The organism is Mesorhizobium sp. WSM4816, from assembly GCF_055811535.1.
In genome coordinates this window covers 60,957-72,953 of sequence record NZ_JBVVQR010000029.1, presented here as the reverse complement: position 1 = coordinate 72,953, position 11,997 = coordinate 60,957, and the positions used below count along the sequence as shown (strand labels likewise).

Sequence of the window (11,997 nt, the reverse complement as noted above, 5' to 3'; positions counted from 1 at the left end):
ACGCTTCACCCCAGCCGAATGCGCCAACTACTTCAAGGCAGCTGGATACGACCCAGATTAAACAGGACGCGCTCTAGTTCGCATCCTGTTCTGCGAGCCATAATCTCTTGCAACATCGTGAAACAGAAGATGTCATGAGGCATGCCGATGAATGCATCATTCGAGCGCATGCTAACCATCATGTGCAGCCGGTTCTGTCGTTTGAAGAACTGCATGCTACAGGTACAAGGCACGTCCAAGTTGTCGTCGACCAAGTCTTCGGGATCGAAAATTTGTATAACGTTCTGCCGCGAGTCAGTGTTTCGAGAAAGGGCACGGGCAATCTGGTCGAATTGCGAGTTACCACCGCCCGCGAAGATGCGAGGTCCGTAGGCTCCACGCAATATAAGACCGTCGTTGGAAAGCTCACGGTACCGCGAAATGTAATAGGCTATCTGTGACAAAGAATCTGACCCGGAGAGAATCCACACAAATTCCCCCAAGCAACTAAAGAGTATAGAGCGGGACTCTGCTCTGCTGAATCTTGCGCGTGGATTTGTTAGGGTCAACTTTGCGCCGATGATTTCGCGTGCGTCGCCTTTGCGAGGGCTGATATTCAAGCCATCGCGCACAATTCTGCGGTACACCGACCTCAGCAGATCATCTAGCGAATCACCGCGAATGTTCATGGGTTCTTTATAGCGGGCTGCTTCTGAGTTTGCCCATATGGAGGCGGATGATCGTTACAACTTCCGCTGCTTTGATTGCGACTTCCAAATTCCGAGCGTCCACGCGAACGCAAAGCGCGCACCACCTCTCAGAATGGGAGTTGAAGAGCTACAAGCAGTCACCTCGCAGAATGCGAGTAGATCAAATCCAATAATACCAAACCTTTTGTCAGATAGGATGCCAGCAACTCCGAAGATGTGTTTCTTCAGCGCAACCGCCACCAACCAGGGACAGGTGACACCATCCGCCGCAGCCGGCTATCCCTGGCTAAATTCCGAAGTATGGAGGGGGATTTGACGAAAGTCGTTTTCATTGGAGCGGCGCTTGCAACGGCGTGTACGCTCTCGGCATCAGCGCAGCAGAGATCGAAGGAGAAGTACCTGGACGTGGAGATGAAATGCCCCACCGACAGCGTCCCTCTGTTCGAAATTTATGCGCGGAACCATCTCGGAGACAGCGACCGGATCACTCTGACATTCTACGGCGAGAAAATCACACATGTCTCTGTCGCCGCCTCCGGTAGCGGACTTCCTTTCGAGGAAATCTTCGGAGGCGCGTTGAAGGATCTGGATGCTAGGGGCCTCCGCAACGCCAACAAGGTCATTTGGAAAGTGACCCCCTTACGAAAGCATGCATGGAGGGCGGAAAAACGCTACGGGATGTCCGACTTCAGCACGAGCGGAACAGGGAGTTGCTGGGCCTCAAGTAGAGCATTCCCCATGGGCAGGACCACGCACGAATAGGCTCACGGCATCGTCCGGACCTACCACGATCCGGCAAAGTCCCGTATGTCTCGCGCGTCGGCAGTTGACGGCGATGCCGAGGAAGGATCGCACCTATCGGCATGATTGCATTGCCCTGCGATCGCCCGTGGCAGCGTGGCACATACCGGGATGTTCTCGCCTGCACGCGATCCGTCTTAGTCCAGACGCCAGGTTTGCAGCAACTCTTCGGCGCTGGCGAAAGTTGTGTCGGCCTCGCCATTCGACTTGTCCCGGACTGTGAGCGGCGCGTCGGGAAAGATTTTGGCAAACTGCTTGCCGAACAGCTCTGTCACCCAAGGCTGAGTGATGAGGCCGAAGTGCGGAAGTTCCCAAATGTTCGGATTGCGGATGATCCTCGCGTCATGTGCGATGTCTTTTTTAAGTCCTTCGCGCCTGACGCGGCCACGCTCGCTAATGAGCTGAGACAGCTTCACCACGGGGTTACGTGAGTGTTTGAGTTCCAGTGTCAGCTCGTGGACTTCCTGGGGCGACAGGCGGCCGCACCACCGCACATCGCGCTCGATTTGCACTCGGCTCCAGATTTCGTTCTTGGTCATGCTGGTATCCCCTTCGGTCCGGGATGCTATGTCGTCCACTGCCCCGCAAGGCGCCAGGCCACTTAGTAGGCCCCAAAGATTCTAGGCGATCAGCCCTTGTTCGCAATTTCTTTGGCGATGTCCTCGAAAGAACGCTGCGTCGGATCGTCACCGAATTCGATCACGATATAGTCGTCATCGAACTCGTCACCTTGGCTTTCCAAGCGCACGTCACGAATGCAGCGTCCCCCGGTCGAAAGTTCGTCTCTCATTCCGTCTCTGAGTAACGCGATTCGATCGGTCTCAGTGATGTCCCCGGTGAGTAGTTCGACCAACGTGCGGGCAGGCAGTTTCATCCCCGTGACTCCGTTATGTGAAAACCATTTTATGTTCAGTCGAGGCGTCCATGTCTTCTGCCATCGCCGGTCCTGCTCCATTATCGATCGCACCGAATGGGGTTTTCGGAACGTCGGCGGTATCTGGTCCAACGCCCGCGCAAAGCCGGTGACGATTGCAGTCTCGACATCAAAGGGGAGACCCGCGCGAATAAAAGGTTCAACCGACGTGGCGGGGACGTGGTTTGCGTTGGCTGTGAGAGCTATCAAACCTGCCGAGTTCGGCGCAGGCACATCTTTACAGCCGAGCGCAAACACAAAGTCTACGCCGGATTCCTCTACAACGTAGTGAAACATTTCGGCCGCACACGGTTCAAGTCCTCTATATCGGCGGGGTTCAGAGAACATCGAATTTCCACCGTCACACAAAATCATCCCTATGTAATGCGACGTTTGATATGGGTTCAGTTGCTTACCGCCACGCTCTATCAAATCGACGCTCTGATTGTTTTCGATCGTTTGAAGGATAGTCGGAATAGAGCAAGTCCAATCAAAATAGGGGCGGTTCCAGTTACGTTTCTCGAATTGTGCGCTGATTACTTCTGGAACTTGGATCGTCAGCTTTTCGACGGAACTGTCGAGGAGAAAGCTTGTGAGCTTTTTTCGGAAAGATACGCTCGTGGTCGGATCGTCTGTCGTTGCTGGCTGACGTGGGATAAATTCTGTCGTGCTCCATTCGAAGTAGCGCACATTAACGGTACCGCTTAGCGCCGGTGCAATCGTCCGGGCCAAATCCTCGATCTTCTGTGTGGTCTTATCCAAGCGTTTCTTGAAAGAGAACGTAACGCCGGATAGCGATTTGACATCGAACATAATGGGCCGATCGAGTCCCAGGTCCACCTCGCCGTCCGGCTGCTTTTGACGTTTGGCACGAATTGGATGGGGAGTGGCATTTAAGGTCGTCTCAGTGGCCCAAAGAACGGCGAGTTCCCACGTTGCGGCAATGGCCGTGTCCACATTGCCGTGATCGAGTCTCTCCGCCAATTTTTTGCATTCGCCTGCCGGCAGTTTCGGCCCAAGCTCGCGGAGCATCGATATGATTCTTCGGCGTGGGAATAGCATGGCGGTGACTAACTGTTCCGAGCGACTTCCTTGCTATGACATCGCGCGCGATGCTCTCATATTTGTCGCGAGGGATGCTTTGGGACAATGCCGGGCACCCGGCGTTATCCAGGGTCATGACGCATGTGACGCTTGGAGATGACGACATCAGCTCCTTGATCAAGGAGAAACCCCGGCGTCTCCGCCGGGGTTTCTCTTTGATCCTCGTCCGGTCAGACCGAATAATACATGTCGTATTCGACCGGATGCGGGGTCATTTCGAAGCGCATCACTTCGGCCATCTTGAGCTCGATATAGCTGTCGATCTGGTCGTCGTCGAAGACGCCGCCGGCCTTCAGGAAGCCGCGGTCCTTGTCGAGGCTCTGCAGCGCTTCGCGCAGCGAGCCGCAGACGGTCGGGATCTTCTTCAGTTCCTTCGGCGGCAGGTCGTAGAGATCCTTGTCCATCGGCTGTCCCGGATGGATCTTGTTCTTGATGCCGTCGAGCCCGGCCATCAGCATGGCGGCAAAGGCGAGGTAGGGGTTTGCGCCCGGATCGGGGAAGCGGACCTCGACACGCTTGGACTTCGGCGACGAGCCGAATGGAATGCGGCAGGAGGCAGAGCGGTTGCGGGCCGAATAGGCGAGCAGCACCGGCGCTTCATAGCCCGGCACCAGGCGCTTGTAGGAATTGGTCAGCGGATTGGTGAAGGCGTTGATCGCCTTGGCGTGCTTGATGATGCCGCCGATGTAGAACAGGCAGCTTTCCGAGAGGCCGGCATATTCATTGCCGGCGAAGGTCGGCTTGCCGCCCTTCCAGATCGACTGGTGGACGTGCATGCCCGAGCCGTTGTCGCCGAAGACCGGCTTCGGCATGAAGGTGGCCGTCTTGCCGTAGGCGTTGGCGACCTGGTGCACGACATACTTGTAGATCAGCATCTTGTCGGCGTTGCGGACCAGCGTGTCGAACTTGATGCCGAGCTCGTGCTGGGCAGCGGCGACTTCGTGGTGGTGCTTTTCGACACGCACGCCCATTTCGGCGAGCACGGTCAGCATTTCGGAGCGCATGTCCTGCGCCGAGTCGATCGGCGGCACCGGGAAATAGCCGCCCTTGATGCGCGGGCGGTGGCCGAGATTGCCGGTCTCGTAGTCGGTGTCGTCGTTGGACGGCAATTCGGTGGAGTCGAGCTTGAAGCCGGTGTTGTACGGATCGGCCTTGTACTTGACGTCGTCGAACACGAAGAACTCGGCTTCCGGGCCGACGAAGATCTGATCGCCGATGCCTTCCGCCTTCATATAGGCTTCAGCCTTCTTGGCGGTGCCGCGCGGGTCGCGGTTGTAGGATTCTCCGGAGATCGGATCGAGGATATCGCACAGGATGACCATGGTCGACTGCGCGAAGAACGGGTCCATATGCACCGTCTCGGTGTCGGGCATCAGCACCATGTCGGACTCGTTGATCGCCTTCCAGCCGGCGATGGAGGACCCGTCGAACATGACGCCGTCGGCAAACATGTCTTCCTCGACCTCAACGACATCCATCGTCACGTGCTGCAGCTTGCCCTTCGGATCTGTGAAGCGCAGGTCAACGAATTTCACGTCGTTGTCCTTGATCTGCTTCATGATGTCATTGGCTGTCGTCATGTCATGTTTCCCTGTCTGATGACGTTTCGAGGAGATGATCTGAAATCAGAATCCTCAGACCGCGTCCATCCCTGTTTCGCCGGTGCGGATGCGCACGACTTCCTCGATGTTGGAGACGAAGATCTTGCCGTCGCCGATGCGGCCGGTCTGGGCCGCCTTGCGAATGGCTTCGATGGCGCCTTCGACCGCGTCGTCGCCGAGCACGACCTCGATCTTCACCTTGGGCAGAAAATCCACGACGTATTCGGCGCCGCGATAGAGTTCGGTATGGCCCTTCTGGCGGCCAAAACCCTTGGCCTCCGTAACGGTAATGCCTTGCAGCCCGGCCTCCTGAAGCGCTTCCTTCACTTCGTCTAGCTTGAACGGCTTGATGATCGCTTCGATCTTTTTCATGTAAAAGTGGCCTCCACTGTCAAAAAAGACGGGTTGTGAGCCCCGCTTGCGCCTCTTTCAAGCACGAACTGTGCCAATTTGAGGGGATTCGAAGCGGTATCACGCGATTTCGATGCCATGCCGCGTTGAGGGCTAAATTCGCGTCATTCGCTGCATTGGCTGCGTCATGGATACTGGGAACCTACACATTGTCGGCGCTACCGTCCGCACAATAATTGGGCAGATAGAGCATTTCGCGGGCAATTGTGCTTCGAGGACGCCATTGTCCCTAACGATGTGCTTATAGATCGTGCCATTTCATCGCCGTTTGCTTCGAACCGAAAACTGGACAATGTTTGACTCCAGGGATCGGGGTTTGACCACAAGGATCGGGGTTTGACCACAAGGATCGGGTTTGACCACAGGGATCGGGCTTGAGCCAATGCGGATCGGCATCCATGAGCAATGAAATTCTGTCTCCGGCCGAAATGGCTGAGGCCGACCGGTTGACGATTTCCGCCGGACCATTCGACGGCATTGGCCTGATGCGCAATGCAGGTGGCGCAGTCGCTGCGGTGGTGCTCGCCCATTTTCCGGCTGCCAGGCGCGTCCACGTGCTGTGCGGGCCTGGCAACAATGGCGGCGATGGCTATGTCGTCGCCCGCATTCTAAGGGACAGCGCCGTCGACGTCTTGCTGTGGGCATCCGGCTCGCCCAAAGCCGGCAGCGACGCGGCGCTCGCCGCGTCGGAATGCCCAGTAAGGCCCCGGCCGCTGTCGGAATTTGCTGCCGATAAAGGTTCGATCCTGGTCGATGCGCTTTATGGGGCGGGGCTGTCCAAGCCGCTGTCCGGCGATGCCGCCAGGGCGGTCGAGGTTGCGACAGAACTGAACCTGCCTGTCGTCGCGGTCGATCTGCCCTCAGGCGTGTCAGGCGACAGCGGCCAGATTCTCGGCCAGGCATTCCGCGCCCAATTCACGGTAACATTCGCGCGAAAAAAGCCCGGCCATCTGCTGTTGCCGGGGCGCGGGATGTGCGGCGAACTGGTGCTTGCCGACATCGGCATTAGCGACGATATCGTTGCGCAGCTTGAACCGCTCACCTTCGAGAACATCCCGCAGCTTTGGCTCGAGAATTTCCCGATCCCAGCCGTCGACGCGCATAAATACAGGCGCGGCCATGTCGGCGTCTTTTCCGGCGGGCCATCGGCGACGGGTGCCGCACGGCTGTCGGCGCTTGCCGCAGCCAGAAGCGGGGCAGGGGCGGTGACCGTGCTGTCGCCGGCGAACGCCATGCAGGTGAACGCCGCGCATCTGACTTCGATCATGCTGAAAAAGGCCGACAGCATCGCGGACGTGCAGGAATTCATCGACGGCCGCCGGCCATCGGCGTTTGTCCTCGGACCCGGATTTGGCGTCGGCGAAAAGACCCGCGATTTTGCCCTCGGCGTGCTGGCCGCCGGAGACCGGCAGGACGGCAGGGTCGACGGGCTGGTGCTCGATGCCGATGGCATCACTTCGTTTCGCGATGCGCCCAACGTTCTGTTCGAAGCCGCCCGTCGCCCGAACGCACCGGCGCTGGTGCTGACGCCGCATGAGGGCGAATTCGCCAGGCTGTTTGCGGACATCGCCGCAGCCAGGAACCTGTCCAAGCTGGCCAAGGCGCGCACTGCCGCCGCGCGCGCCGGCGCCATCGTCGTCTACAAGGGCGCGGACACGGTGATCGCGGCGCCCGACGGCAGGGCGGCGATCAACGGCAACGGCGCGCCATGTCTGGCCACCGCCGGTTCGGGCGACGTGCTGTCGGGCATCATCGCCGGCTTTCTGGCGCAAGGCATGCCGGCTTTCGAAGCCGCCTGCGCGGCGGTCTGGATTCATGCTGAGGCCGGCAGCCGTTTCGGACCTGGGCTGATCGCTGAAGACTTGCCGCTGGCGCTGGTGCCGGTGCTGCGCGAGCTTGCTGAAAATCGCAACGGGATGACCGCTGAATGAACCGTCGGCTCGCCTTGATCGCTGTGATTTTCGCCAATTTTTTCTTGGCCAGCCTGGCGCGCGCCGAAGGTCCGGTGATGATCGTCGACGATCCGGCTGTGCTCGCCGCACTCGACGCCAGGGGTTTTGATTTCGCCGGCATTTTCGATGTCGACGGCATTTTCGATGTCGACGGCAAGGGCGACCTGAAGACGCTCTATGACAAGGCGCCGGCCTATCATCAGATCGTCGAAACGATTGCCAGCGATGTCGCCGCGCTGCGCGCCGAGATGAAGGCTGGCGGGCGGCCGCTCTACGAAGTCACCGACGGCAATGTCGGCCGCATCATAGACATGCGCTGGCTGAAGACCGACGCCGCGCGCTTTCGGCTGGTCGGTGTCGTCAACCGGCTCGATCGGCGTGATTTCGCCGAGATACGAGGCGACGGGGGTTGCGGCGAGGTCCGTTTCATCTACCGCCTTGCCTACAGCTTCAAGAAAAACGGCAAGGTTCTGGCCTCGCGCCTGCCGTTCAATTTCAATGCCATCTATGGCGTCGCGCCGGACGCCGATGGCGGCTGCGTCGGCGTTGCCGGACGCTGGACGCCGCAGCTCGATGAGACCGTCGACATCGGCTGGCTCATCGGCGGGCCGCTTGAAAAGGCCGGACTGAGCTTCAAGCAGCTCGAGCTCAACGCCCAGATGGTGCGCTTTCCCTCCGGCCAGGAGACCGAATTTGGCGGGCAGGCTGCCTACCTCCTGCGGATTTTTGGCATCGATGGAGAGACGGTCAGCGAAAAGCCGCTGGAAAACACGCCGGATGTGGCGCTGCTCTCGGAAGACGCCGCGCTGAAAGCAAAACTCGCCGACTATCTCAGCGCCAATCTCGCGGCGGTCGATCTCGGCGTCTACGAAATCCCCAATGAATTCCTGGCGAAGAAAGTCGTCTCATGGTCGACTTTCGGCAGCGCGAGGCAGGCCAATCACCCGTTCACGCCGCTGTTCCAGCCCGCGGATTTTTCCGGGCTGGACTATTCCGGGCTGAAGCTGCTGCGCACGCCGGAAGCGCTGGTCGAGCGGCTCGACAATGGCGCCTGCCAGGGTTGCCATCAGGCTGGTTCGACCGCCGGTTTCCATTTCATCGGCCTCGACGACAAGACGACATCGCCGCTGAACCGCATCGAGGTCGGCATCTCGCCGCATCTCCATGCCGAGATGCCGCGGCGCGAAGCCTGGCTGCGTGCGACCGCCGACGGCAAGGAGCCGAACCGCCTCCGCCCGCTGTCCTTCGCGCCGCCGGCCGCATGGAAAGACGCCGGCGAGGTCGCTTACGCACCGGCCGAGATGGCGATGCCGTGTTTGATGCCGGCGGATGCGGCCCGCTTCGGCACGATCTGGCAATGCGGCGGCGGCACCGTCTGCACGGCGCTGGCGACGGCATCGGGGGTGCGGACGAAACTGGCGCAATGCCTGCTGCCCAAGGACAGCGAAAAGATGTTCTCCGGCCATCCATGCCTGACCGGCTCGATCGCCAGCAACGGCACGCAGCCTTTCAATGACCGCTACAGCATTACCGGCCAGTTCGCGGCCTTCGTCACCGACATTTCGCGCACCGCCTACACCTGCCGGCCGCCGAAGATCGGTGTGCCGGCCGGCATCGCCTATCGCGGATGCAATGACAAGGACCGTGCCTTTGCCGGCTTCAAGCCGGGCAAGCCGATGCCGAACGAGATCTGCGGGCTGGTCGGCGGCAAAAAGTTCGACATCTGCGTGGCGACCAATAATTTCGACCAGTGCCTGGGCGGCGCCGTCAATCGCGGCAACCGGCCGGCTTGCTCGGCCGATCATTTCTGCCGCGAAGATTACATGTGCCAATCGCTGCCGCCCGACACGCCTGGTATCGGCAAGGTGAAAGGTGTCGGCTTCTGCTCGCCGACCTATTTTATCTTCCAGATGCGCATCGACAATCATGCCACGCCGTGGTCGGGCGCCGTCCGCGCGACGATGGGCGCAGGGTTCGGCGCCGCGGAAGCGGAGTGAGCTTTTGCTGTGGTCGCTTTCGCGACATCAGCGCCTCACAACGGAATGTTGTCGTGCTTCTTCCAGGGGTTTTGCATATCCTTGTTGCGCAGCATGCGCAGCGCACGCGCAATGCGGCGGCGGGTCGAATGCGGCATGATCACCTCGTCGACATAGCCGCGCTCGGCGGCGACGAAGGGCGACAGGAAGCGATCCTCGTAAGCCTTTGTATGTGCTGCGATCTTCTCCGCATCGCCGATGTCCTTGCGATAGATGATCTCGACCGCGCCCCTGGCGCCCATCACTGCGATCTGCGCCGTCGGCCAGGCATAGTTCATGTCGCCGCGCAGATGCTTCGACGCCATCACGTCATAAGCGCCGCCATAGGCTTTTCGGGTGATCACGGTGATCTTCGGGACGGTCGCTTCGGCATAGGCGAACAAGAGCTTGGCGCCGTGCTTGATCAGCCCGCCATATTCCTGCGCGGTGCCGGGCAAAAAGCCTGGAACGTCGACGAAGGTGACGATCGGAATCGAAAAACAGTCGCAGAAGCGTACGAACCGCGCCGCCTTGCGGCTGGCGTCCGAATCGAGCACGCCGGCCAGCACCATCGGCTGGTTGGCGACGAAGCCGACCGTGCGCCCTTCGACGCGCCCGAAGCCGGTTACGATGTTTTTTGCAAAATCCTGCTGGATCTCGAAGAAGTCACCCTCATCGGCAACTTTAAGGATCAACTCCTTGATGTCGTAAGGTTTGTTGGCATTGTCGGGGATCAGTCGGTCGAGCGACAGATCATGATCGGTGACCGACTGATAACATTCGATCTCGGGGATTTCAGCCGTGTTGGAGGCAGGCAGCAGATCGACCAGCCGGCGCATCTGCAGCAGCGCCTCGACGTCATTGTCGTAAGCGCCATCGGCGATCGACGACTTCGTCGTGTGGACCAAGGCGCCGCCGAGGCTCTCGGCGGTTACCGTCTCGTTGGTGACGGTCTTCACCACGTCCGGCCCGGTGACGAACATGTAGGAGGTGCCGCGCACCATGAAGATGAAGTCGGTCATCGCCGGCGAATAGACGTCGCCGCCGGCGCAAGGGCCCATGATCACTGAAATCTGCGGGATGACGCCGGAGGCGAGCACATTGCGCTGAAATATCTCGGCATAGCCGCCAAGTGCTGCCACGCCTTCCTGGATGCGGGCGCCGCCGGCGTCGTAGAGGCCGATGATCGGCGCGCGGTTGCGCAGCGCCATCTCCTGCACCTTGACCACCTTTTCGGCGTGGGCCTCGGACAGCGAGCCGCCGAACACGGTAAAGTCCTTGGCAAAGACATAGACCGGCCGGCCATTGACGGTGCCCCAACCGGTGACGACGCCGTCGCCGGCGATCTTGGTCTTCTCCATGCCGAAATCGGTCGAGCGATGCTCGACATACATGTCGAACTCCTCGAACGAGCCTTCGTCGAGAAAGACGTCGATGCGTTCGCGCGCGGTGAGTTTGCCCTTCTTGTGCTGAGCGTCGATACGGGCCTTGCCGCCGCCCATGCGCGCCATGGCGCGGCGGCGCTCGAGTTCCTTCAGCACGTCCTTCATCGCTCGGTCCCCAAAACGGAAAGCTGATTTGTGGTAATCGTGGCGGTAAGCGAGCGCAAGCGCCGCTTTTCGGCCTGCTTTGTTTTCGCAACGCTGGCGTGCTTTCGCCGCCGATCTCGATACGCTGGCGGGCATAGCTGGCCGTCTGTTAGGTGCGGCTTACCAACCGCTCTCGCTTCGCTTGCTGGGGCAGCGTCCACCGCAAATGGGCCGATGTCAGTGGAAACGTTTGAGATTAGCCGAAGCATTCCCCACTTCGTCATCCTAGGGCGGAGCAAGGAGCGAAGCGACGCGGCGCAGACCCTAGGATCCATTCCGTGACATCAGCCGAGAATGCAGCGGCTCTGAACCGAACGCTACCACCCGGTTCCGCGAAAAAGCTCGAACCACTCCGGATTGGCCTTCTCGATTAGCTCGATCTTCCACTGGCGCGGCCAGCGCTTCAGCGACTTCTCCGGCTGGATGGCGCTCGAATATCGAAGTGCTCCTCGTACCAGACCAGACGCTGCGCGCCGTAGCGGCTGGTGAAGCGCGAGCGTTGGCCGGATTTATGCTCCGGCATGCGGCGGCCTAGGTCGTTGGTGACGCCGATGTAGATCGTGCCACGCTTTTGGCTCGCGGTCATATAGGCATAGCCGGTCATGGTAGAAGGTTAGCTGGCACCGTTGCGGACGCAAGCGCCATTCTGGTCCGCTGCATTTTTCGGCCTGGGTAACGGCATGGATCCTAGGGTCTGCGCCGCGTCGCTTCGCTCCTTGCTTCGCCCTAGGATGACGAAGGTGTAGTAGAATGGCCGAGAAGTTTGAGCAGGCCTTCACGGCTGCCCGTCGTGACTGTTTTTGCTGCGCTGCAACATGACGGCCCTTGCATTTCGCGGCGAACTGGGCCATATGCGGCGGCATAGGCGCTTGGGCCGGGACCTATCCGGCCTTCTCGACGAATGAGACTGGTTGCGTCTGTT

Annotated in this window: 9 protein-coding genes and 1 pseudogene; 3 read left to right on the top strand and 7 right to left on the bottom strand. The window is 59.8% G+C overall.

The annotated features are described in order from the left end of the window. Positions 1 to 32: 32 nt before the first annotated feature. Complete coding sequence (locus AC0L3H_RS24895; protein WP_473587214.1) at positions 33 to 668, bottom strand: thymidylate synthase; 636 nt, start codon at positions 666 to 668, stop codon at positions 33 to 35. Positions 669 to 1,001: 333 nt separating this feature from the next. Between AC0L3H_RS24895 and AC0L3H_RS24890 the strand changes: the two genes are divergently transcribed. Then, positions 1,002 to 1,451: a hypothetical protein gene (locus tag AC0L3H_RS24890; protein ID WP_473587213.1), complete on the top strand. Its 450-nt coding sequence runs from the start codon at positions 1,002 to 1,004 to the stop codon at positions 1,449 to 1,451. A 176-nt stretch (positions 1,452 to 1,627) separates the two neighbouring features. On the opposite strand, the gene AC0L3H_RS24885 is transcribed toward AC0L3H_RS24890, so the two are convergent. From AC0L3H_RS24885 to AC0L3H_RS24870, 4 genes are all read right to left on the bottom strand, one after another. Beyond that, a complete protein-coding gene (locus AC0L3H_RS24885) occupies positions 1,628 to 2,029 on the bottom strand; it encodes a hypothetical protein (protein WP_473587212.1) in 402 nt (133 codons plus the stop codon). Between the two features lie 89 nt (positions 2,030 to 2,118). Then, a complete protein-coding gene (locus AC0L3H_RS24880; protein ID WP_473587211.1) occupies positions 2,119 to 3,435 on the bottom strand; it encodes a hypothetical protein in 1,317 nt (438 codons plus the stop codon). A 242-nt stretch (positions 3,436 to 3,677) separates the two neighbouring features. Continuing rightward, positions 3,678 to 5,087, bottom strand: coding sequence for a type I glutamate--ammonia ligase (gene glnA / locus AC0L3H_RS24875; RefSeq protein ID WP_473587210.1), 1,410 nt, complete (start codon positions 5,085 to 5,087; stop codon positions 3,678 to 3,680). Positions 5,088 to 5,141: 54 nt separating this feature from the next. Then, positions 5,142 to 5,480: a P-II family nitrogen regulator gene (locus AC0L3H_RS24870; protein ID WP_006205430.1), complete on the bottom strand. Its 339-nt coding sequence runs from the start codon at positions 5,478 to 5,480 to the stop codon at positions 5,142 to 5,144. A 437-nt stretch (positions 5,481 to 5,917) separates the two neighbouring features. Here AC0L3H_RS24870 and AC0L3H_RS24865 point away from each other — a divergent pair, with 437 nt between their 5' ends. Together AC0L3H_RS24865 and AC0L3H_RS24860 are read left to right on the top strand one after the other, a co-directional pair. Further along, positions 5,918 to 7,450 carry an NAD(P)H-hydrate dehydratase gene (locus AC0L3H_RS24865; protein WP_473587209.1) on the top strand — a complete coding sequence of 511 codons (1,533 nt, stop codon included), beginning with the start codon at positions 5,918 to 5,920 and terminating at the stop codon, positions 7,448 to 7,450. Beyond that, on the top strand, positions 7,447 to 9,468 hold the full coding sequence (locus AC0L3H_RS24860) for a hypothetical protein (protein WP_473587208.1): 2,022 nt from the start codon (positions 7,447 to 7,449) through the stop codon (positions 9,466 to 9,468). Before AC0L3H_RS24865 ends, AC0L3H_RS24860 begins: the two co-directional genes overlap by 4 nt. 35 nt (positions 9,469 to 9,503) lie before the next feature. Here the strand turns inward: AC0L3H_RS24860 and AC0L3H_RS24855 are convergent, their stop codons facing one another. Together AC0L3H_RS24855 and AC0L3H_RS24850 are read right to left on the bottom strand one after the other, a co-directional pair. Then, on the bottom strand, positions 9,504 to 11,036 hold the full coding sequence (locus tag AC0L3H_RS24855) for an acyl-CoA carboxylase subunit beta (protein WP_027154021.1): 1,533 nt from the start codon (positions 11,034 to 11,036) through the stop codon (positions 9,504 to 9,506). A 356-nt stretch (positions 11,037 to 11,392) separates the two neighbouring features. Beyond that, a pseudogene (locus AC0L3H_RS24850) lies at positions 11,393 to 11,679 on the bottom strand (GIY-YIG nuclease family protein). Positions 11,680 to 11,997: the final 318 nt, after the last annotated feature.

What these genes read in the sequence shown, in the direction of transcription:
- AC0L3H_RS24860 (WP_473587208.1), top strand. Translation starts at nt 7,447, where the DNA reads ATGAACCGTCGGCTCGCCTTGATCGCTGTGATTTTCGCCAATTTTTTC.
- glnA (WP_473587210.1), bottom strand. Translation starts at nt 5,087, where the DNA reads ATGACGACAGCCAATGACATCATGAAGCAGATCAAGGACAACGACGTG.
- AC0L3H_RS24895 (WP_473587214.1), bottom strand. Translation starts at nt 668, where the DNA reads ATGAACATTCGCGGTGATTCGCTAGATGATCTGCTGAGGTCGGTGTAC.
- AC0L3H_RS24855 (WP_027154021.1), bottom strand. Translation starts at nt 11,036, where the DNA reads ATGAAGGACGTGCTGAAGGAACTCGAGCGCCGCCGCGCCATGGCGCGC.
- AC0L3H_RS24885 (WP_473587212.1), bottom strand. Translation starts at nt 2,029, where the DNA reads ATGACCAAGAACGAAATCTGGAGCCGAGTGCAAATCGAGCGCGATGTG.
- AC0L3H_RS24880 (WP_473587211.1), bottom strand. Translation starts at nt 3,435, where the DNA reads ATGCTCCGCGAGCTTGGGCCGAAACTGCCGGCAGGCGAATGCAAAAAA.
- AC0L3H_RS24870 (WP_006205430.1), bottom strand. Translation starts at nt 5,480, where the DNA reads ATGAAAAAGATCGAAGCGATCATCAAGCCGTTCAAGCTAGACGAAGTG.
- AC0L3H_RS24865 (WP_473587209.1), top strand. Translation starts at nt 5,918, where the DNA reads ATGAGCAATGAAATTCTGTCTCCGGCCGAAATGGCTGAGGCCGACCGG.